This is a genomic window from Pullulanibacillus camelliae, from assembly GCF_014642655.1.
Lineage (GTDB): Bacteria > Bacillota > Bacilli > Bacillales > Sporolactobacillaceae > Pullulanibacillus > Pullulanibacillus camelliae.
Window position 1 is genome coordinate 17,294 of sequence record NZ_BMIR01000011.1, and the last position, 21,160, is coordinate 38,453.

The following is a 21,160-nucleotide window of genomic DNA, read 5'->3' on the forward strand; positions in this document are numbered from 1 at the left end:
ATAGTCTTCATTTGATCAGTCGACCGATTTATAGTGTGGATCAAGGTGTTCGGGATAGCCATATGCGCCATGTTCACTGATATCCAAACCAGAGACTTCCTCTTCAGGTGTGACTCGAAGACCGATTGTCTTCTTAAGAATAAATAGGATGATGAATGAAATAACAGCAACATAAATCATGGACACGACAACACCGAGAACTTGAACGCCAAGTTGGTGAAGGCCTCCGCCGTAAAAGAGACCTGCTTTACCTACACCTGCAGATGCAACAAGACGGTTGGAGGCGAAGAAGCCTGTTGAAATGGTGCCGATAATCCCAGCGATACCGTGGACAGAAAAGGCATATACAGGATCATCTAAGCCTTTTTTCTCAAAGTATACAGAAGTCCAGAAGGTGACTGCACCGGCGACGGCACCGATGATAATAGCGGCCCACGCTTCAACAAACGCACACGAAGCGGTGATTGCGACTAAGGCCGCAAGTGCACCATTAATCATCGCGCCAATGTCAGCTTTACCGACAAGGATTTTTGCGGTAATGATTGCTGCAATGGCTCCGGCGGCGGCTGCAAGATTCGTTGTTAGCGCAACAAATCCAAAGAAACCATCTGCAGTAGACATTGTACTTCCGGCATTAAAGCCAAACCAGCCAATCCATAAAATGATGCCTCCAATTACAGAGTAAACTTGGTTATGCCCCGGAATCAAATTAGGTGTTTTATTTTTATTGAATTTTCCGATACGGGGTCCAAGTAAAAGGGTACCGATTAAAGCAGCGATTGCCCCTTGAAGGTGAACAACTGTTGAACCAGCAAAATCCTGCATACCCATTTCACCTAACCAGCCGCCGCCCCAAACCCAGTGACCGATCACAGGATAAATAATAACAGTAAATAGAATACCAAAGACAAGGTAGACGGAAAGCTTTCCTCTTTCAGCAAAACCTCCCCATGCAATTGCAAGAGAGACCGCGGCGAAGGCCATTTGGAAAAGATATTTTAATGACAGCGGGACATTGGCCCAAGAAATGGAATCAAAGGTATGCTTTCCGGCATCTAAAAACCAACCTGTGGTTCCAAACATTGCATTGCCATCTCCAAAGATGATAGCGAACCCAAAGGCCCAGAAAAAGATAGAGACGATAGCAAAACTTAATAATTGTTTTCCTGCGACGTGTCCAGAGTTTTTCATTCGGGTTGAACCTGCTTCTAAAAGCGCAAATCCGGCTTGCATACCAATAACAAGAATGGCTGCTAAAATAACCCAAAGCGAATCTAAGCCATAAGCGACGTCTTTTAAGCTCATTAAATCTCCCCCTATATGTTAAGTTATATAACATTATATGTAATAATATAATGCAAAAGGTTCGAAAATGCAAAGACTTTTCAAAAAAAAGTATAAAAATCCCCTTGGAGATGAGGAGGGATTTGTATTGTATTTTTAAAATGTAAGGTTTTCTTACATTTTAAAAATAATAAGAAAATCGGGCTGTGCTTTAGTATAGAATTCATCACATATGAAAGAGGCTTCATTGCCTGATCAAGTGGATGGGAGCGTAAGGCGGAGACGCCTTCGGGGGGGATTACTTCACGAGTAAACTTCGAGTTGCTTCGAGAAAGCTGATTTCGAAGCCATACTCGTGGACGCAGGGATAGGGGACTTTTTATCATAAATACTTTGGAACATAGATAAAACCATTCCAAAATGAGCGGAGGCCACAAGGACGATCAGCTAAAAACGTCACGTCATTAAGGCGCTTCGACTAAAAACATCACATCCATAAAGGCATTTGTGACAACACCGAAGCGAGTACATCGCTACCACCCCAAAAAGTAAAGAACATTTTTAGGAGACCCCGATGGTGTGTCGAACACCAAAGCTAGAGCATCCTGCGCGTCTGAGGCCGAGCCCGTGGAAAGCGAAGTGTTTTGACGGAGTGCTTCATGACTCACTCAAAAAGCCGAACGCATCCCTTTAAAATGGTGAATGCGTTCGGCCTCTCTATGAGCTGAAGACTTCTGTCCTAGCTCCAGGGATTAGTGTCTCTTTTTTGTTTTTTTATTATTTTGTCTCTGTGCTTCTGTTAACGGTTCGTTAGCCAGTTCGTGATCGTATTGGTGCTCTAAGCTCGCTTTTTTTGTGATTTTTTCGCCTTGGTCATACCAATCACCCCCTGCTTTAGTTTGCGCATTAAGATGGCTGCTATGTATAGCATGACGTAGGCTTGCATAACTTAGTTTAGATGGACTTTACATATGAGGGGAAAGGATAATAGAGAGTGAAGTGAGCCTCCTGCTTTAAATGCTATAAAATGTGGACTAAGATTGTAACTGAATCCTATTAAGGAGGTTGTGTATATGAATGTACTTGTAGCTGGCGCCAATGGGTATACAGGACGGTTAATCATTCAAAAACTTGCAGCCGACGGTGGGCATCATCCCTATGCTATGGTGCGTAACGCAGAACAAGCTGAACTGCTTAAAAAACTGGGAGCAGAGCAAGTTATTGTTGCTGATCTTGAAGCGCAAGACCTCAGAGAAGCTGTAAATGGTTGTGATGCGGTCATCTTTGCTGCTGGGTCTGGATCCAAAACAGGTCCTGAGAAAACAATCACCGTTGATCAAGAGGGGGCTAAAAGATTGATTGCTGCTGCGAAGGCGGGCGGCGTAAGACACTTTGTTATGCTCAGCTCCATTGGGGCAGAGCATCCTTATGGAGCCATTAAACATTACCACGAAGCAAAAGGAAAAGCGGATCGCTATTTGAAGGAAAGTGGGTTAGACTATACGATTGTGCGCCCGGGGCGCTTAACCCATGACGCCGCCAAAGGCACTGTTGAGATACAAACACACTTTGAGAATCATGAGGGAAGAGACATTCCAAGAGCGGATGTTGCTCATGTTTTGGTTGCCTCTTTAGATAAGCCTCATGTCAAAAATAAGACGTTTGAGGTGTTATCTGGACAAGTCGCCATTGAAGAGGCATTGCAAGATGTCCAATAAAGAGGTGATGTAGAAACAATAAAGGGATTCACTGCCTATTTTGTTCATGAACTGTTTGAATGGCCTGGTATTTTTGCTATACTAAGGGTAATGAACTTTTAAGGAGTGATGGGTGGACGATGAAGAACTAATCTTATTTTTTAAATTTGAAATCTCATATTTCAAATCAATTAAGAATAGGATTAGTCTGCCCATTTGTTTTTATTATCGAGCGATAGATGCATAGCGCTTTTTTGCTGTACATCTGTATATAGGTATAGGTATGACTAATCCTTCCAACGCATCTGGGAGGATTTTTTTATTGGCAGTGCTCGTGTCGATGGTTATTCTCCCTGTTAAAGAGAGGATCAATGCTATGAAAGAACTATTAAAATTAGTGAATGTGAGCCTTGAAATTCAAAATATACAGTTGTTTAAGGCAGTGAACGCCCATGTACAACAGGGGGACATTGTTGGAGTTATTGGGAAAAATGGTGCTGGGAAATCGACGCTTCTACAGTTGATTAATGGAGATGTCGCACCGACAGAGGGGCAGATACAATGGTTGCAGCCTGACCTTGGGATGGTGATGGTGGTGCAAGAAACAATGTGCCATGATGTCAAAGGAACCCATCCCTCAGAAGTTAAATTGTTAGAAAAATGGCAGGTACCGCTGCATGACTTCACTCATTTAAGTGGTGGAGAAAAACTGAAGGCACGACTTGCCAAAGGGTTTTCACAAGAGGCTGACATATTGCTTTTAGATGAACCAACGAATCATTTGGATGAAGCAAGCTTAAGCCTGTTAAAGCAACAAATTAAGCATTACAAGGGCACCATCCTCCTTGTTTCCCATGATCGTTATTTTTTGGATGAGGTCGCTACGAAGATTTGGTCACTCGAAGATAAAAGGTTAATGGAGCATAAGGGGAATTATTCAAGCTATATGAAGGCGCGTAGGCAGAAGAGACTCACACAACAACGGGACTATGAAAAACAACAACAAAAGATTGAGCAGATTGAGGGTCAGCTTCGTACGCTTACTTCGTGGTCATCAAAGGCCCATACGCAATCGACAAAGCAAGAAGGCACTAAAGAATATTATCGTGCCAAGGCAAAGCGAATGGATGCTCAGGTCAAATCCAAAAAAAGGCGTCTTGAGAAAGAGCTAGAAAAAACAAAAATTGTCCCCGTTGAGAAAGAGTATACGGTTCAATTTTCCATGAAAGCCAAGGGGAAGGTGGGGAAACGTTTTTTAGAGGTTAAGCGCTTATCCAAAACTTATGGTGATCGTGTGGTGTTTAAAGATGTAAACTTTACCATCCAGCATGGAGAGAAGATCGCCGTAATGGGTCCAAACGGTAGTGGAAAGACAACTTTATTAAAAATTATTATGGGACAAGAAGCTGCTGAGGGAGAGATTTGGATGTCGCCCGCTGCAACTGTAGGTTATTTAACGCAGGAAGTATTTGATTTACCACTTGATCAGACTCCCGAACAGCTTTTTCATAGAGACTCTCTTGTAGAGAGGGGACGCGTCCAAAATTTAATGAAGCACTTGGGATTTATTGCTTCTCAGTGGACAGAGCCCCTTGAGACCATGAGCATGGGGGAACGTGTTAAATGCAAATTGATGGCGTATATATTAGAAGAAAAAGATGTACTGATCTTAGATGAGCCAACCAATCATCTGGATTTACCCTCACGTGAACAGCTTGAAGAGACATTGGCACAGTACGATGGGACACTTATTGTGGTCTCGCATGATCGTTATTTTCGAGAGAAGACGACAAGGGAAAGGCTAGTCATTACTCAGCATCAGATACTAAAGCAAATAAATGAGGGGGCTTCCCAACGTGACAGCCAGAAAGAATGGCTTTTGGCGCTTGAAACAGAAAGACAGGAGGTTTTAGGCAAGCTTAGCTTTATGACCTCAAAGGATCAGGCTTATGCGGAACTGGACCAAAGATTTAAAGAGCTGACCCAACAAATTAATGCCCTTAAGCATTAAAAAGAGCATTCAAGCCCCCTCTTGGTGATTTGACCGAAGAGGGGGTTGATTTTTACTATCGGAAGTGTTGAGCTTGGCTAAGGCTATTCAAGGTTTATAGTTAAATTTAGCTACTGTGTAGGAATGTAACAAATCATAGCTTTGCTCAAATAAATAAAATAAGCTAGAAGTTTACAAAAGGGAAACATATCCAGGGGACAGGTTTCCGAATCAAGGTGTAAGTGCAACGAAAGGCTGAGGCAAGAGAACAAAAGCCGGTTTCAGTACAACGAAAAGCCTGTCCTTTTAACAAAAGCCTCCTTCAAAACAACAAAAGAGAAGGGCATGGCTATGTGTGCAATGAAGAAATCCCCTTTTTTTCTAAGGATAAGCCAAGTCATGCTTAGCTGGCTTTAGTTTGTTTATGCGGAAGGAAGAGGGCAAAGACGAGCGAAAATAGGGTAAAGCCCACAGTCCACATAAAGGTATCATTGAAGGCGTCGGCGCGCGCCAAGAGAGAATCAGATGTCATATGATGCTGGAGGATGACCGCCAGCACTGAAGCGCCAAAGGCACCGCCGATTTGTTGCAGAATTCGCGTCATGCTACTTGCGTCAGGAATTTGACTTTTGGATAAGCCTTGATAGGATGTCGCCATGACAGGGAGCATGATGCCTCCAAGTCCTGCGCCTCTGACAATGAGTGAAAAGGCTAATAAGAATGAGTTTGGGTGTGGGCCGACGACAGCAAATGGTAAGGTACCGATGAGCGTTAGTAAAATTCCTGCTAATACGACGAATCGTGGACCTATTTTATCTGTTAGTTTACCTGCCAGCGTACGTGTCAGAAGCATGCCGACGCCCTGAGGAATGAGCAAGAGACCAGATGCTAAGACGCTTTTGCCAAGAACTTGTTGATAATATAGTGGCAATAATAACATTCCTCCATAAGAGGAGAGACCGGAAAAAAATAACAAGATGGAAGAGAGCGAAAAAGGAAGACTCTTAAAAAGTCTCAAGTCCATGATGGGAGCTTGCTTTTTTCTTAAAGCATAAATACTAAAGAACATGATAAATATAAGGCCGACGATTATCGGGTTGAGCACAGCACCGTTAAAAAAACCATGGCGGACTTCTACTTGTGTGAGTCCGAAAATGATAAGGACAATTGCCGGTGAAAATAGGAAAAGCCCAATGATATCTATTGATTGCTTAGCCTTAGAGACAGTGTTTTGAGGCAAGCCCCATCCAGCGAGAATGAAGGCGACTATACAAATAGGAATATTGACATAAAATATCCAGCGCCAATCTAGATAATTGATGATTATGCCGCCGAATACAGGGCCAAGAATAGGGCCTAAGAGTGCAGGTAAACCAACAATGGTCATTAATTTTCCCAATTTGTTGCCCCCAGCTGCCCGAACGATGATGGTTTGCATAATGGGCATCATTAATCCGCCGCCAAGACCTTGAATCGCCCGGAAAAGAATTAAGCTTCCGACATTCCAGGATAAACTAGAAAGGACTGAGCCGATTAAAAATAACAATAAAGAAAGCATCCACATGCGCTTATCGCCAAAGTGATCCACTGCCCATCCTGATAAAGGAATAACCATTCCGAGTGCAATTAAATAACTTGTCATGACCCATTGAATGGTGGATACAGAAGCATGAAGCGCATGGCCTAGTGTATCAATGGCGACGTTGGTGATTGTCGTATCGAACAAGGGGGCCAAAATTCCGATGAGGAGTATCCAGGCCATTTTCATGATGGCGGGATCAATTGTATTATTAACGGCAGTTTGTGTTTTTTCTACATCCATGATTAAGACTCCTTTAATGAATTTTAAGATACTATTAGTTTCTTATTTACCCATATGATATAATAAGTTAATAAGAAACGCAACGTATTTTATTGGGAGGATTGAAAATGAAAGATAAATCGATAGATGTGACAGCTGTAGGCGTCAGACGAAGAGGCGATGAATTGGTTGCTGCCATTCTTCAAGCCGCTTGGGATGAACTGATGGAGGTTGGATTTCCCAACCTTACTATTGAAAGGGTAGCGACACGGGCACGAACGAGTAAGCCAGTTATTTATCGCCGGTGGGGGAATCGTGAGGAGCTTGTTTTAGCAGCAATACAGCATCATCTTCCAATGCCTTCTGAACAGATACCCGATACAGGGCGTTTGCGACATGATGTGATAATCGTGCTAAAGCGTATGAACCGTCTTATTGAGGAGATCGGTCCTGAGATTCTTCATGGCTTAATGTCGGTTCTTGGTGGTATCCCCTTTTCCGAGCTATTGAATTTAAGAAGGACAAATGTCATGCCATTGATTTTAAAGCGTGCGGTGGAGCGTGGTGAGATTCACTCTGAAAAGATAACGGAAAGAATTATTAGGCTGCCTATGGACTTAGTCAGACATGAACTGCTTATCACTTATCAGCCTATATCTGAACAGACTCTAACTGAAATTGTGGATGATATTTTCTTGCCATTGTTAAAAAAATAAGGGGGTTATTGACGTTGAGAGCGAGGAGGGGAGATGGCAAGAAGCCATTTTGCATCTAATGATCTTAAAGGAGGTCGCCAAAATATTCTGTTCACTATCAAAAGAGTGATGGTGATGAGGGATTTTCTTTGCTGGTCCTGTCCAATTCATATTCATAGAAGCGCACCTGTTGCTTTTATAAAAGGTATTGTCTTAGTGAACAGGGGTTGATATTTTATAGTTGTGGATGTAAATGAGATGTTAATTTTAAAAGTACATGCTTAGATCTAGGCTATCTATTTTGTTAATGCACTGTGGCTGAGTTAGTTTCGAGAGGAGCTGCCTTTTGCAGTCATTTTTACCTGAAAGGTATCTGGATTGAATCCATTTGACTCAGCCACATCATGAATAACGGCTTCGATGTCTTGTTTTTGGTTTTCCTTCAAGTTTGGGGTAGTAGGTAGGACCGTTAATTGAATATGTGTTGGGGAATGAGCTTCAGATGTAAGAGAAGACACAGGAAGTCCTTTTTGTTTGAGTTGTTTCATGATTTGATTAAAAAGGTCAGAAGCCTGTAATTGAGCTGAAGAAGGGGCTTTGGCACTTTGGCTCAGTGCTTCATGTTGTTTGGGCGCGTGTTTCTGCTGACTGACGAAGGGATCCTGATAAATCAGCCATGCTGTTATAACGATGAACAAAGCTGTAGCCACTTCAATCATGCGATAGGTGAATGTCACACCAATCCCACCTCTCACTTTTTAATTTTAGAAAGTAAAAAAACTTCCTCTGTCTAAGTGCAGGCTAAACTTGTGTCATGCTTTCCTTTTTAAGTATATGTTTTCATCTTAGCAATTTTGCTAAAGAGTATTTGTATGGGATGAATCTATTATTCTTAATAACGTCTGCTTCGATCCTTTAGCTTTAAGTTGAATCTGAATTAATGAAAATGGACAAACCTTTAGGTATATTCCTACATCTTCATAATCGTATGATGGGATGAAGATAAAGCTTGACTTACGATATAAATCACTCTATTATAGAGCTATAAAGTCGATAATGGAGGAGAACGATGAAATATTCTCAAGCGACTGACTATGCACTTCATGTGATGTTACATCTTGTCATGTCAGATCCTGATAAGTCAGTAAGTGTGCAAACGCTTGCTGAGAGGTTAAACGTGTCGCGTACATATCTTTCTAAGATGATGGCACAATTGGTTAAGGCAGGATTAATTCAATCTGTTTCTGGTGTAAATGGTGGGTATCGTCTCAGAAAACGAAGCGAGGATATTTCTTTTCTTGATGTTATCCAAGCGATTGAAGGGACTGCTTCATTCTATGAATGCACGTTAGATCATGGAAGTGAATGCTTGATCCAACAGGTTGTGCTTGATGCTGAACGTCAGATGGAAGAGTATTTACAGCATAAGAAAATAGCGGACTTAATTCAATGAGTGAAAACGGAATAATATCCGTTTTTTGTGTCAGAATCTGTAGCTTTGTGGAAGACTTTATAAGTTCAGGCTTGGGCTTTCACACCTGAGATTCTGGCGACACCCTTAATGTGTGATTTGAAAAAATCACATCAGGAATACCTAGCGCAGCGGTGCAAGCCATGTGTTTAAATAGTATTTAATTATAGATATAATAAGTCTATTATATGCATAATCAGCGAGTAATATGAAAGAAAATCTGTCTGGGCTGTGGGGATAAAGCATTCTAATTGCGCTCTAGATGTTGAAGCGGTAGGGGCACTATTGTGTCAGACGTTGTCCTTTCTCTTGGCTGTCAACATGTAAGGAGGAAGAAAAAATTTTGGAAGGTAGGGGGGCTTTTGAATATGAATAATAAACAGGGCGATGAAATGTATGATGTTGCAATTATTGGGGGTGGCCCGGCAGGACTTAATGCGGCTTTAGTGCTGGGACGTTCACGTAGACGTGTCGTGGTCATCGATGAAGAGTTGCCACGGAATGCGGTGACGAGAGAATCACATGGTTTTTTGACACGAGATGGAATAACACCCACTGAATTTCGCAGAATTGCTAAGGAGCAAATCTTGAAATACCCTTCGGTCACATTTCAACCTGACATAGTGAAGTCGGTAACGGGAAAGGATGGGGATTTTCAGCTCCAATTAGCGGGCTCTGAAGTGGCAGTCCAGAGCAGAAAGCTTTTATTCGCTATGGGCTTGAAGGATGTATTACCTGATATTAATGGGATTTCAGAAGTGTATGGAACGAGTGCTTTTGTCTGTCCGTTTTGCGACGGTTGGGAATTACGAGATAAACAGATTAGTGTTATTGGGCTGAATGATTTGAGCTTGCATCTTCTAAAGCTGCTATCTGGGTGGACTCAAAAATTGACTTTACTCACCGATGGGTCAGCCGTTTTATCGCCTGACCAACGCTCTGAAATACACCTTCACGGGATCCCGATTATTGAAGATAAAATTGAGCATATTGAATCGTCACAGGGTGATGTAAAACGCATAATCTTTCACTCCGCTCCACCTGTGGAATGTGAAGGGATATTCTTTTCGCCAACTTTGATTCAAAGTACAGATATACCGAAAAAAATGGGATGTGTTGTGTCAAGTAATGGTCATCATGTTATGAAAATCGATACGGATTTAATGGGGAGAACGAATGTCTCAGGCGTGTATGCAGCTGGGGATGCATCTGGAGTGCCATTTCAATTAATTGCCGCAGCATCAAGTGGTGCAACAACAGCAGCTGCCATTCAATTGGATTTGTTAGACGCTGAGTGGAATAGTGTTCAAGAGAGGTGATCCTGCAAAAATCTTTAAAAATTTATAGACCTGCGAATAGCTAATTAGAGTTTAAAGTTTCTCTTCCTTTTACTTAATTAGACAATATGAAGGTAGGCTGACTTAATGAAAGGAGAATGTCCCGTCGCCTTCTCTGGGACATTCTTTTTAGGTGCTGCTTAGTTAATCTGTTCCTTTTCCACAATATCCGCAACGATATCCTCTAAGGTTACGTTACCGAGGACCTTTTCCAATGCGCGTTGAGCAGTTGAAAAGATTGGCATAATCGCCTCTTGAATATTTCTGCCGACAGGACATTTGGGATTTGGGTTTTCATGCATACTAAATAGCTTATTGTCTTGAACGACATTTACCGCTTTATAGACATCTAAGAGTGTGATATCCGAGAGATCTCGAGCAAGCTTTGTTCCTGCGATGCCAGGATGGACGTCGACTAAATCTGCCTTTTTTAGCATGCCGATGATTTTTCTGATGAGGGCTGGATTGGTATTGACGCTTTCAGCGAGATACTCTGAAGAGCTTACTCCGTCCTTATTGAATTCAATCAGTGTTAATATATGAACGCCGACAGCAAAACGACTGCTGATAGACATCATAACCACCTTCCTTGCGTGTTATATATAGCCAATCGTATTCGAGATGTAAGTATAATGGTTACAGACCTTATTATACTCTATGTGCAAGTATATATCACGGAACTTTCATGTCATACTATAAATGGATGCAAATGCATTGACAAATATCCTTATTGTAATTATTATAATTACAGGTAACTAAAATAGTTACAATTTATTCTGAAGCGATATGACACATAGATTTTTGAACCTATTTACACTGGGAGGAATGGCGCATGAAAATGTTAGTCACAGGAGCTACTGGGAAGCTTGGCTCTAAAGTTATAGAAACGTTACTGAAGACGGTACCGGCAAGTGACCTTGTTGTCAGTGTTCGAGATCCGAAGAAAGCTGAGGGATTGCGGGCACGTGGCGTTGCGATTCGCCAAGGCAATTTTGATCAGCCAGAAACCTTGGATACAGCCTTTGCCGGGATTGATCGGTTGTTAATCATTTCGGCAGATGGTGATAATGAGACGCGTATTCGTCAACATGCAGATGCTGTGGCAGCGGCTGAGCGTGCGGGTGTTAAATTCATTGCTTATACGAGCATTGTCAATGCACAGGAAAGTACCAATCTCCTCGCACCAACGCATAAAGCAACTGAACAAGCGATCATAAAGACAGAAATCCCTTATTCTTTTTTACGCAATAACTGGTATTTGGAGAATGAAACATCTAGTGTTCAAGCTGTGTTAGCAGGGGCGCCATGGGTCACCTCAGCAGGAAATGGCAAGGTTGGCTGGGCACCGCAACAAGATTATGCGGAAGCTGCAGCGGCCGTCTTATCTGGTGAGGGTCATGACAATACGATCTATGAGCTGTCAGGTAAGCTGCTTACCCAGGAAGAATTAGCATCCATCCTTGGTGAGATTTTGGGTAAGGAGGTTAACGTTCAGCATGTAGATGATGCAATTTATGCGGAAACGATGAAGAGTGCTGGTGTACCAGAATTTATCATACCGATGCTTGTTGGTATTCAGAAGGACATTCGGGAGGGGACTTTAGAAATCGAAAGCAATGATTTCGAAAAGCTTCTTGGTCGCCCGACGACACCAATAAGCGAAGCCTTACGTCAGATCGTCCAAGAGCAAGAAAAATAAGAGGCTATAACTCAAGCGACCTTCTAATTGATATGAGGAGGTCGCTTTTTATACAATCCGAAAGTAGAAACCAAGCCTGGCCTGCACTTTAACATCTCACTCAATAGGACTGGGTGCAATTTATCTGGTTTTCCTAAAATAATAAGAAGGTATAAAAATTTGATGCAAACGGAGTGGATAGTGCACGTTTCCGCTCGGGGCCACTCGCTTTCCACGGGGGCTTATCGATCTCCCACTTTTCCGCAGGACTCTAGTATCACTTCATGAGTCAGCGGAGATTCGGGGCCACACGATGTTAGAGTGTTCCGAATCTCGCGCCTTGCACCCCATCCACTTGACCAGGCAATGAAGCCTCTTTCATATTGGATGATGCTCTATACTAAGGACAAGGACCGGGCATGCTTTCGCCCGGTTTTTCTTAAATAATACGGTGAATAAGCAGCCGAGCCAAATTGTTGCGGAATTGCAGGAGCGTATGGATCAGTTTCGTTGTAACTTTATCTATGAAAATAGCTCAATATAGGGAGAGTGTAGGGATGAAGGGTTTAATCATAAAATCACCATGGATTGAGCTTATTCTTGCGGGAAAGAAAGTGTGGGAAATTCGCGGCTCAAATACAACCATAAGAGGTCTCGTTGCGCTTATTAAAAGTGGCACAGGGACTATAGTGGGTGAGGTGACGATTGTTGATAGCCGGAAGCTCAGCCTAAAGTCTATAAAACGCCCATTCCTTATAAGCATCCTTTAGGAGCTGTGATTTGGGTCAACCTTCCGGAGTGAAACAGCGATGCTGAGAAAACGACTCGATGAAAAGCGAGTCGTTTAATAGACAGTTAAGTTTAGAGTGTTGCGAGTTAATCCTCGTTTATAAAGCAACAAAATGCCCGGGAGACACTTCTTTGAGTGGGGGTGTCTGTTGCGGTAATGGTTCATAGATGTCATGGCGTTTTCTACGTTGTTTAGGGTCGGGGACAGGGACGGAAGCCAGCAAGCGTTTCGTATAAGGATGCAAAGGGCTGTTGTATAATTCCTCACGAGCCGCCAGCTCGACAATCCGCCCGCGATGCATTACTGCAATTCGATCACTAATAAAGTCCACCACACTTAAGTCGTGGGCAATAAAAAGGTAGGTCAAGTTAAAGGCCTCCTGCAAATCCTTAAAGAGATTAAGAATCTGCGATTGAATCGAGACGTCTAAAGCAGAGACAGGTTCATCGGCAACAATGAGCTTGGGATTGACGGCAAGTGCTCTAGCAATACCAATGCGCTGCCGTTGCCCTCCACTGAATTCGTGAGGATAACGTTTCATATGCGTTTCTGCTAAGCCAACAGTTGAAAGCAGCTCTTTTACCCTTTTGAGGCGATCCGCCCGATGGGGATAGAGCTTATGAGCAATAAGCGGCTCCTCCAAAATATCGCTCACTGTGTATCTCGGATTAAGTGAAGCGTAAGGATCTTGAAAAACCATTTGAAAGTCCTTGCGCATCGGTCTCAGCTGTCGCTCTTTTAAATGGGTAATATCCTTGCCGTTGAATACAATCCGCCCACTTGTCACATCCAAAAGACGAAGCAGCATCCGTCCTGTCGTTGATTTTCCTGATCCGCTCTCACCTACAAGACCAAAGGTTTCACCCTCAGCGATATGAAAGCTCAATCCATCGACAGCCTTTAAGGTCTTGGGTGAATCTGATTTTTTTTTCGTTTTAAGCTTATAGATTTTCGTCAGTTGCTCCACTTTAACAAGAGGTTTTGTCATGGTTTCACGCCCTCGGTTTCCTTGACTTCATCGCTCAGCCAACAACGGCTACGATGGCCGTGCGGATTGGCTAGAATGAGTTCAGGCTCATTTTGCCAGCATTTTTCAAAGGCGAAGGGGCAGCGTGTGGCAAATTTGCAGCCCTTTGGCCACTCTTGTGGGGCGGGGATTTGTCCTTTAATAGATGAAAGGCGCTCTTGATGTTCTCCTAATCTAGGCATCGATTGCATTAATCCTTGTGTGTAAGGATGCTTAGGATGCTCAAACAGTTCGAAAACATCAGCTTCCTCAACAATTCGTCCTGCGTACATGACAGCCACCCGATCACAGACCTCGGCAATGACACCCAAGTCATGGGTGATCAAAAGAATGGAGAGATCATGGGTGGTCTGTAAAGTTTTCATAAGATCTAAGATTTGAGCTTGAATCGTAACATCAAGAGCTGTCGTAGGCTCATCGGCAATCAGTAGTTTTGGTGAGCATGACATAGCCATGGCGATCATCACACGTTGGCGCATCCCTCCTGAAAGCTGATGCGGATAATCATGAATAATGCTGTCCACTCTTGGAATACCGACGAGCTCAAGCATCTTTTTAGCATGGGCTGTGGCCTGTTTTCGGGAATAACCCAAATGCTTGATGATCGCTTCTTCAATTTGTTCACCGATCGTAAGCACTGGATTGAGAGAAGTCATGGGTTCTTGGTAGATCATTGCAATCTCGTTTCCTCTTATTGATTGCATGGCACGCTCAGATTGCGAGAGTAGGTCTTTCTCTTCAAAAGTAATGGAGCCGTCAACGATTTTACCAGGTGTATTGTGGAAGAGACGCATGATAGATAGAGATGTGACACTTTTTCCACTGCCAGACTCGCCGACCAATCCGAGAATTTCCCCCTTTTTAATGGTTAAATCCACCCCGTCAACGGCTGGGATGATTTGAGGTTCTGTATAAAAATACGTTTTTAAACCGCTAACCTTTAATAAGTTTTGATTTGGCAAAGCCACTCACCTCTAACTCTAAGCATGAATACGTGCGAATTTTACTGTTCTTAATATAGCAATTAAGTGGTCTATCAACAAGTGGATTGAATTGCCACCATGCTCTTATAGAGGCTTTGTGATATAATGGCACTTTAACACGATGAATAAATCGAAAAAAAGAGCATAAATAGGACAGCTAGGAAGGTAAAAGGAGTACGGTTATGGAAAAACAACACAATATTTTACTTGTGGATGGAATGGCTTTGCTTTTTCGCGGATTTTTTGCCACGTCCTTTCGCGGAAATTACATGAAAACAAGCAGTGGTGTTCCGACAAACGGGATTTTCGGCTTTTTGAAGTATCTCTTAGATGCGATTGAAACCTTCGAGCCCAGCCATGTGATTTGTTGCTGGGATATGGGGAGTAAGACCTTCCGCAATGAGCTTTATGAACACTATAAAGGCAATCGTGATGAGCCTCCAGAGGAATTGATTCCACAATTTGATCTGGTAAAAGAGGTTGTTGAAGCATTTGATATTCCGAACATTGGCCTCAAGGGTTATGAAGCCGATGATTGTATGGGAACGCTGGCAAGACAGTTTAGTCAGCTAACACCTGTCCTTATTCTCACGGGAGATCAGGATATTCTTCAGCTTGTTGATGATAATATCTCTGTCGCCATTATGAAAAAGGGACAAGGCAATTATGCGGTTTATCAAACGGATAACTTCTATGAGCAAAGAGGCTTATATCCCCACCAGATCGTTGACCTAAAAGGGCTGATGGGGGATACCTCTGATAACTATCCTGGGGTCAAAGGCATAGGAGAGAAGACGGCCTTGAAGCTCTTGCAAGAGTATGAAACCATTGAGGGCATCCTTTCCAACATCAACCAGCTCTCAACAGGCATTCGCAGCAAAATTGAGAATGACTTGGATATGCTGCATCTTTCGCGACAATTGGCTAAGATTCATTGTGAAGTACCCATCGCTTGTCCGCTTGATGAGGCGGAATACAAAATGGACCGCAAGAAAGTTAAAGCTATTTTTGAAAGACTCGAATTTAAAACATTTACACGCTGGATTGGCCAAAGCTAAAAAAGAGGGACGCATATGGTAAATTTTAAAAGCAAACGCTCGAAGGAAAACACCGTTTTTGAAGTTACTGAAGCCGAAGAGCTTTTACCTTTTTTACTACAATCTTTTAATAATAGGAGCAGAAATTCTGTAAAGAGTTTATTAACTCGGGGGCAGGTTTACGTCAATGAACGGGCACAGACACAGCATAATTATGGCTTAAAGCCAGGTGACAAGGTCATGATTCGCTGGGTCACCACTTTGCCTAAAGAGACCGGCATCACAGTGATCTATGAGGATGAGGATGTCTTAATCATTGACAAACCCTCAGGCTTACTGACCATTGCAACAGACAAGGAAAGAGAACGAACGGCTTATCATCAGTTGACCACTTACATTAAAAACCAAGACGCTCGTCAGCGCTTATTTATTGTTCATCGCTTGGATAAAGAAACATCTGGAGTTATGATGTTTGCTAAAAGTATGCGCGCTAAAGAACGTATGCAAAATGAGTGGCGGGAGCGGGTGACGAAGCGAACGTACATCGCTCTTGTAGAGGGGCGTGTCAGCCAAAAGCAAGGGACTATCACCTCTTGGTTACAAGAGACAAAGACGCATCGTATGTACTCAAGCAAGAAAACAGGCGACGGGCAAAAGGCCATTACCCATTATAAAGTACTGCGAACGAGTGGACATTATTCGCTCTTGGAAGTCCATCTAGAAACAGGAAGAAAAAATCAAATTCGGGTACATATGCAGGAAATGGGGCATCCCATTGTCGGCGATAAACTTTATGGCGCTAAGACGAAAGCTATCGGTAGGCTTGGTTTACACGCGGCTGTACTCGCTTTTAAACATCCTAAGACCAATCAAATCAAATCTTTTGAATCCCCTGTACCAGAAGTGTTTTTCAAGCCCTTTAAAGGAAGGTAGCCACTAAGACATCCTTAGTAGCGGGAATAACAACAGGTGAGCAGGAATTTAATAAAAAGAGGCAGTGAGGCAAGAGAACAAAAGCTGGCTGCAAAGAAACAAAAGGTGTGGCTGTTTTAACAAAAGCCTCGGCTAAACTAACAAATCAAACATGAAGTTTCCAAATAGGGAACAAATCCGGGGTGTGAGTTTTCAAATCAGGTGTGAGTGGGACAAAAGCTTGGGGTAACGCAACAAAAGGCGCGCTAATTTTAACAAAAGCCTCAAACAAAATAACAAACAAACCTAGATGACCACGTTTTTAAGACAAAGGGAGCCTCTGTGAAAGGGCTCCCTTTGTTTCGTGAGCTTTCATTAAGCTTTTCTAGCGGGTGGCGCCATGAATTCTGGTCCAACAGGATCTTTGATATGGGTTTCTAGAATCTTATCAATATCACGCAGGGTTTCTGAATCAAGTGTGAAATCCATAATGCCATTGACAGACTGAATTTGCTCAGGACGACGAGCCCCCCATAATGCGATGCCTGCACCGGGCTGGTCAAGCACCCAACGCACGGCCAGATCACGAACGGTTTTACCGAATCGGTCTTCCGCTAGCTCATCCAAGGCTTGAACGGCAGATAAATAATCGCTAAAACGCGGTTCCTGAAATTTTGGGTCTGTTTTTCTTAAATCATCCCCTTTAAATTCACGCTTCTTATTCATTTTGCCAGAGAGGAGTCCGCGGCATAAGCTTCCATATAAAATGGTGCTTACATTATTCTCTCGACACCATGGGAGAATATCCTTTTCAATGGCGCGCTCAAAGAGATTATAAGGCGGTTGATGGGTATGGAGGATGGAGACTGCTTTAAAGGCTTCCAACTGATCAATCGTGAAATTGCTGACACCTACTGCCCGAATCTTTCCCTCGCTATAAAGATCATACATCGCTTGTGCGGTCTCTTCGATAGGTACATTCGGGTCAGGCCAGTGGACTTGATAGACATCGATATAATCGGTTTGTAGTCGCCTTAATGAATCGTCAATTTCCTTTTTGATACGCTCCTTAGCCCCGTTTCGAAAGACATCTGTCGCATTCCAATCAATGCCAGCTTTAGTTGCGATGACCAGTTGATCGCGCTGTCCATGGGATCGGATAGCTTTCCCGACGATTTCTTCTGATACTCCTTGTCCATAAGCGGGAGCGGTGTCTATGAAATTAATGCCTTCATCAATTGCTGTATGGATCGTACGAATAGACTCAGCTTCATCTGTACCCCCCCAGCTCCAACCGCCGATTGCCCAAGTGCCAAGGCCGATTCGTGAAGCCCTGATATCTGTACGAGGTATAGTGATATAGTCCAATAGTAAATCCTCCTTATAAAACAATCTCTGCATAATAGTTATTTTCCTAATGATCATACTTTAAACCTGCTTGCTACTAAAAAGAATATGCCTCGATATTTTGTAGATGCCGCCTCTATCCATAGGGAGTGTGGGCACGCTTATATCCATCCCGTTAGGTTCTAATAGTAGCATGTCGTAACTGCCGAATTTCAGGGATGATGCGCACTTAGAAAATGAACTTTAATAAAGCTCTTGCTCTATCTACAGGGAGAATGTAGACCGCGGGTAAAGAGATGTGAAATTGTTAAAGTGCGTGTAGCTATTGCTAAAATTATATTAAGTCATCAAAGAATCTTTAATATCCATTCTTTTAAATTTCGAATCTGTTAAACTTAACTAGCAGACTGTTGATAGATTGAAAAACAGGTAGCTTCTACTCGGGTTTTATCCACTAAAACCTTGAAATCCTTTTGCACATAAAAAAAGGCAAGGAATTCTTTGCGATGCTCATAAAAAAATAGACTAGGTCAAATGCATTATTTTTTGAAAATTGACTATCTTTATGCTGACTAGCTTTGTACTATGAAATGGAAGTGGCACACTTCATAGAACTTAATCTTAAGGAGGAAACAAATGAAACCTAGTAGAATAGTGAAAATGTTGATGGTTGTCATGCTGGCTTTCCCATTATCAAGTCTACTTGTTTCCCGGCACGAGCTTGCCCATGCAGAAACCGCAGAGGATCCTCCGCCGGTGATTCAGCCTGTTGGGTCGGTAAATGGTAAGAAGGTGCTATTTGATAATACCCATGGTGAAACAGCTGGGGCCGCGGACTGGGTGATTGATGGGGCGTTTTCAGATTTTGGAAATGGTTTAGCAAAAAAGGGCTATGAAGTGAAGGAATTAAGAAAAACGTCACCGATCACTTATGATGATTTAAAGAACTATGATGTGTTCGTTCTCGGTGAAGCCAATATACCATTTAAAGCCTCAGAGCAAGAGGCCATTTTGCACTATGTTCAAAATGGTGGAAGTGTGTTTTTTATTGCTGATCATTATAATTCAGACCGCAATCTTAACCGTTGGGACGCAGAAGAAGTTTATAATGGTTACAGGCGAGGAGCGTTTGCTGATCCAACAAAGGGAATGAGTACTGAAGAAGCACAGTCCCCCGCGATGCAGGGTGTTTCATCAAGTGATTGGTTGGCTGAACACTTTGGCGTTCGGTTTCGTTATAATGCTTTAGGGGATATTACTTCTGGTGAAACGATTGTATCGCCAAGTGACGATTTTGGTATTACCTCTGGTGTAAACAGTGTAGAAATGCACTCGGGATCTACCATTGCCATTCTTGATCCGAAGAAAGCAAAAGGCTTAATCTATTTACCGAAAAATCCTCCAGCATGGGGACCTGCAGTGGATCAAGGTGTCTATGATAATGGAGGTGTTGCGGAAGGCGCCTTTGCTGCGATTGCGAAGGTAGGAAAAGGAAAGGCGGCATTCATAGGAGATTCCTCACCTGTGGAAGACGCCACACCAAAATATGTACGTGAAGACACAGGTGAAAAGAAAACCACCTATGATGGGTTCTCTAAAGAAGGAGATGACGCTACCTTTCTCCTTAATACAATGGAGTGGTTGGCTAAGCAAGAGGATTATACGAGCTTTGATGGCAAGGTGCCTTTAAGCGAAAAAACTAAGCTTCATGATTTTGAAGTGCCGGAGAATTCGACAGAACCTGAGAAGGAACCCTGGACAACACCAGTAGCTGGTTATAAATGGTGGGATCCTTCGACCTTTGCAGCGGGGGCTTATGGTTCAGACAAAGAAGCTCCTTCTCAGCCGGCCTATAGCTTCCAGCATCAAGCGACATTGCCTAATCATCAAGAATTTCAGCTTCGTCTAAATGTAAAGGATCTATCACCAGGGCAGACGCTTTCCAACTTAAAAGTAGGGATTTACAAAGCAGGTGGACAGCAACTGGCAAAATTCAAAGTGGGTGATGGGGACTATCCAGTGAGTTATGGCTATAGCGCACCTTTTACTATTACTGCAGATAATCAAGGCGTGGGTCATAAGGACTTAACTGTAATGCTAGACCCCGCTTACAGTGGAGAAGCCAATCTGCGCTTAAAGGTTGACGGGACTAACGCCGTGACTGAGGATGTGACGATTGCCGATGTGGCTGCTGAGCCACTTCCCCCTGGAGAGAATGAGTCACTTCCAGAATTAATGCCGATTGCCAAGGCAAGGGCTGAGCAGGATGGGGGATCAGTGACGGTTGAGGGTGTCGTAACGACAACTCCAGGCATTTGGGGTGGACAAGGCTTTTATCTGCAGGACGCTTCGGGAGGTGTCTATGTCTATCAGAGCAAAGAGAGTAATCTCAAGATCGGGGATAAGGTGAAAATTTCTGCTAAGAAAACGACTTACAATGGTGAGGTAGAGCTCTCTGATCTAATTCAATTTACTCCCGAGGGAACGGCTGAAGTGCCAAAGCCACAAGTGGTCTCTGAGGTTTCCGATTCCAATCAGGGCGAGCTCGTGACACTGGAGGATATCAAGGTAAAAAATATAAGTGATCCCGATAGTTATGGAACATTTAAATTTGATGCTGTCAATGGTAAGCACACCACGCGTGTGCGTATTGATAGCCGTTCAGGATTGGATTATACAGACTTTACGAAGAAATACAAAAGGAATGCAACATTAACGCTCACAGGTGTTGCCTCTATTTTCAAAGGAACTTATGAGCTCAAACCACGCTCAGAAAGCGATATTGCTGAAGCTAATGTCAATCATCCAACAGATGTGAAGCAGTGGTTAGAAGTCATTTGGAATAAGCTTTGGCAGCTTCTCCATTTTCATGTTTAGCAGGGTGGGGGAGTGTTTGGTATAAAATAGAATTGACTAAAATATTTAGGTAAACAGAAACCGAACGCTTTATCCGAGTGAATTAAGCCGCATTCGGATTGGTGTTCGGTTTTATTCTACTATCAGAATAAATGCTGTTAGCATAGGAAGTAACACATGACCTTTAAAACGGTCAGAAAGATAGAATACGAGAGAGGGGGCAAGCATTCCACTTCTCTAATAATGCGAATTCAA

At 42.9% G+C, this 21,160-nt stretch carries 18 protein-coding genes; 10 read left to right on the top strand and 8 right to left on the bottom strand.

Annotated features, from left to right (window positions below; translation table 11 throughout):
- Positions 1–15 precede the first annotated feature (15 nt).
- Together IEW82_RS11955 and sspO are read right to left on the bottom strand one after the other, a co-directional pair.
- Complete coding sequence (locus IEW82_RS11955) at positions 16–1,305, bottom strand: ammonium transporter (protein WP_188694322.1); 1,290 nt, start codon at positions 1,303–1,305, stop codon at positions 16–18.
- 731 nt (positions 1,306–2,036) lie between these two features.
- Positions 2,037–2,144: a small acid-soluble spore protein SspO gene (gene sspO / locus IEW82_RS20560; RefSeq protein ID WP_188694600.1), complete on the bottom strand. Its 108-nt coding sequence runs from the start codon at positions 2,142–2,144 to the stop codon at positions 2,037–2,039.
- Positions 2,145–2,357: 213 nt separating this feature from the next.
- Between sspO and IEW82_RS11965 the strand changes: the two genes are divergently transcribed.
- Positions 2,358–3,002 carry an SDR family oxidoreductase gene (locus IEW82_RS11965; RefSeq protein ID WP_188694326.1) on the top strand — a complete coding sequence of 215 codons (645 nt, stop codon included), beginning with the start codon at positions 2,358–2,360 and terminating at the stop codon, positions 3,000–3,002.
- A gap of 355 nt (positions 3,003–3,357) precedes the next feature.
- Positions 3,358–4,992 (top strand): ribosomal protection-like ABC-F family protein, encoded by a 1,635-nt coding sequence (gene abc-f / locus IEW82_RS11970; protein ID WP_188694601.1) that lies wholly within the window; start codon positions 3,358–3,360, stop codon positions 4,990–4,992.
- Positions 4,993–5,374: 382 nt separating this feature from the next.
- On the opposite strand, the gene IEW82_RS11975 is transcribed toward abc-f, so the two are convergent.
- On the bottom strand, positions 5,375–6,793 hold the full coding sequence (locus IEW82_RS11975; protein WP_188694329.1) for an MDR family MFS transporter: 1,419 nt from the start codon (positions 6,791–6,793) through the stop codon (positions 5,375–5,377).
- 107 nt (positions 6,794–6,900) lie between these two features.
- On the opposite strand from IEW82_RS11975, the gene IEW82_RS11980 reads away from it, so the two are divergent.
- Positions 6,901–7,488 carry a TetR/AcrR family transcriptional regulator gene (locus IEW82_RS11980; RefSeq protein WP_229672569.1) on the top strand — a complete coding sequence of 196 codons (588 nt, stop codon included), beginning with the start codon at positions 6,901–6,903 and terminating at the stop codon, positions 7,486–7,488.
- Between the two features lie 302 nt (positions 7,489–7,790).
- On the opposite strand, the gene IEW82_RS11985 is transcribed toward IEW82_RS11980, so the two are convergent.
- A complete protein-coding gene (locus IEW82_RS11985; protein WP_188694332.1) occupies positions 7,791–8,204 on the bottom strand; it encodes a hypothetical protein in 414 nt (137 codons plus the stop codon).
- 332 nt (positions 8,205–8,536) lie between these two features.
- Here IEW82_RS11985 and IEW82_RS11990 point away from each other — a divergent pair, with 332 nt between their 5' ends.
- Both IEW82_RS11990 and IEW82_RS11995 read left to right on the top strand, forming a co-directional pair.
- Positions 8,537–8,920 carry an RrF2 family transcriptional regulator gene (locus IEW82_RS11990; protein ID WP_188694335.1) on the top strand — a complete coding sequence of 128 codons (384 nt, stop codon included), beginning with the start codon at positions 8,537–8,539 and terminating at the stop codon, positions 8,918–8,920.
- Positions 8,921–9,306: 386 nt separating this feature from the next.
- Positions 9,307–10,257 (top strand): NAD(P)/FAD-dependent oxidoreductase, encoded by a 951-nt coding sequence (locus tag IEW82_RS11995; RefSeq protein WP_188694339.1) that lies wholly within the window; start codon positions 9,307–9,309, stop codon positions 10,255–10,257.
- A 158-nt stretch (positions 10,258–10,415) separates the two neighbouring features.
- On the opposite strand, the gene IEW82_RS12000 is transcribed toward IEW82_RS11995, so the two are convergent.
- Positions 10,416–10,850 carry an Rrf2 family transcriptional regulator gene (locus IEW82_RS12000; RefSeq protein ID WP_188694607.1) on the bottom strand — a complete coding sequence of 145 codons (435 nt, stop codon included), beginning with the start codon at positions 10,848–10,850 and terminating at the stop codon, positions 10,416–10,418.
- Between the two features lie 257 nt (positions 10,851–11,107).
- Between IEW82_RS12000 and IEW82_RS12005 the strand changes: the two genes are divergently transcribed.
- Together IEW82_RS12005 and IEW82_RS12010 are read left to right on the top strand one after the other, a co-directional pair.
- Positions 11,108–11,974 carry an SDR family oxidoreductase gene (locus IEW82_RS12005; protein ID WP_188694341.1) on the top strand — a complete coding sequence of 289 codons (867 nt, stop codon included), beginning with the start codon at positions 11,108–11,110 and terminating at the stop codon, positions 11,972–11,974.
- A gap of 536 nt (positions 11,975–12,510) precedes the next feature.
- Entirely contained in the window at positions 12,511–12,723 is a 213-nt protein-coding gene (locus IEW82_RS12010; RefSeq protein WP_229672571.1) for an ASCH domain-containing protein, read from the top strand.
- 117 nt (positions 12,724–12,840) lie between these two features.
- Here the strand turns inward: IEW82_RS12010 and IEW82_RS12015 are convergent, their stop codons facing one another.
- Positions 12,841–13,731, bottom strand: coding sequence for an ABC transporter ATP-binding protein (locus tag IEW82_RS12015; RefSeq protein WP_188694345.1), 891 nt, complete (start codon positions 13,729–13,731; stop codon positions 12,841–12,843).
- Entirely contained in the window at positions 13,728–14,732 is a 1,005-nt protein-coding gene (locus IEW82_RS12020; protein ID WP_188694347.1) for an ABC transporter ATP-binding protein, read from the bottom strand. The genes IEW82_RS12015 and IEW82_RS12020 overlap by 4 nt, the downstream gene beginning before the upstream one ends.
- 203 nt (positions 14,733–14,935) lie before the next feature.
- Here IEW82_RS12020 and IEW82_RS12025 point away from each other — a divergent pair, with 203 nt between their 5' ends.
- Together IEW82_RS12025 and IEW82_RS12030 are read left to right on the top strand one after the other, a co-directional pair.
- The gene (locus IEW82_RS12025) at positions 14,936–15,811 is read left to right on the top strand and encodes a 5'-3' exonuclease (RefSeq protein WP_188694351.1); all 876 of its coding nucleotides are present in this window, start codon (positions 14,936–14,938) and stop codon (positions 15,809–15,811) included.
- A gap of 15 nt (positions 15,812–15,826) precedes the next feature.
- The gene (locus tag IEW82_RS12030; protein ID WP_188694354.1) at positions 15,827–16,723 is read left to right on the top strand and encodes an RluA family pseudouridine synthase; all 897 of its coding nucleotides are present in this window, start codon (positions 15,827–15,829) and stop codon (positions 16,721–16,723) included.
- 354 nt (positions 16,724–17,077) lie between these two features.
- Here the strand turns inward: IEW82_RS12030 and IEW82_RS12035 are convergent, their stop codons facing one another.
- Entirely contained in the window at positions 17,078–18,070 is a 993-nt protein-coding gene (locus IEW82_RS12035) for an aldo/keto reductase (RefSeq protein ID WP_188694359.1), read from the bottom strand.
- A 615-nt stretch (positions 18,071–18,685) separates the two neighbouring features.
- Here IEW82_RS12035 and IEW82_RS12040 point away from each other — a divergent pair.
- Positions 18,686–20,926 (top strand): DUF5689 domain-containing protein, encoded by a 2,241-nt coding sequence (locus IEW82_RS12040; protein ID WP_188694362.1) that lies wholly within the window; start codon positions 18,686–18,688, stop codon positions 20,924–20,926.
- Positions 20,927–21,160: the final 234 nt, after the last annotated feature.

What these genes read in the sequence shown, in the direction of transcription:
- IEW82_RS11955 (WP_188694322.1), bottom strand. Translation starts at nt 1,305, where the DNA reads ATGAGCTTAAAAGACGTCGCTTATGGCTTAGATTCGCTTTGGGTTATT.
- IEW82_RS11965 (WP_188694326.1), top strand. Translation starts at nt 2,358, where the DNA reads ATGAATGTACTTGTAGCTGGCGCCAATGGGTATACAGGACGGTTAATC.
- abc-f (WP_188694601.1), top strand. Translation starts at nt 3,358, where the DNA reads ATGAAAGAACTATTAAAATTAGTGAATGTGAGCCTTGAAATTCAAAAT.
- IEW82_RS11975 (WP_188694329.1), bottom strand. Translation starts at nt 6,793, where the DNA reads ATGGATGTAGAAAAAACACAAACTGCCGTTAATAATACAATTGATCCC.
- IEW82_RS11980 (WP_229672569.1), top strand. Translation starts at nt 6,901, where the DNA reads ATGAAAGATAAATCGATAGATGTGACAGCTGTAGGCGTCAGACGAAGA.
- IEW82_RS11990 (WP_188694335.1), top strand. Translation starts at nt 8,537, where the DNA reads ATGAAATATTCTCAAGCGACTGACTATGCACTTCATGTGATGTTACAT.
- IEW82_RS11995 (WP_188694339.1), top strand. Translation starts at nt 9,307, where the DNA reads ATGAATAATAAACAGGGCGATGAAATGTATGATGTTGCAATTATTGGG.
- IEW82_RS12000 (WP_188694607.1), bottom strand. Translation starts at nt 10,850, where the DNA reads ATGTCTATCAGCAGTCGTTTTGCTGTCGGCGTTCATATATTAACACTG.
- IEW82_RS12005 (WP_188694341.1), top strand. Translation starts at nt 11,108, where the DNA reads ATGAAAATGTTAGTCACAGGAGCTACTGGGAAGCTTGGCTCTAAAGTT.
- IEW82_RS12010 (WP_229672571.1), top strand. Translation starts at nt 12,511, where the DNA reads ATGAAGGGTTTAATCATAAAATCACCATGGATTGAGCTTATTCTTGCG.
- IEW82_RS12015 (WP_188694345.1), bottom strand. Translation starts at nt 13,731, where the DNA reads ATGACAAAACCTCTTGTTAAAGTGGAGCAACTGACGAAAATCTATAAG.
- IEW82_RS12025 (WP_188694351.1), top strand. Translation starts at nt 14,936, where the DNA reads ATGGAAAAACAACACAATATTTTACTTGTGGATGGAATGGCTTTGCTT.
- IEW82_RS12030 (WP_188694354.1), top strand. Translation starts at nt 15,827, where the DNA reads ATGGTAAATTTTAAAAGCAAACGCTCGAAGGAAAACACCGTTTTTGAA.
- IEW82_RS12040 (WP_188694362.1), top strand. Translation starts at nt 18,686, where the DNA reads ATGAAACCTAGTAGAATAGTGAAAATGTTGATGGTTGTCATGCTGGCT.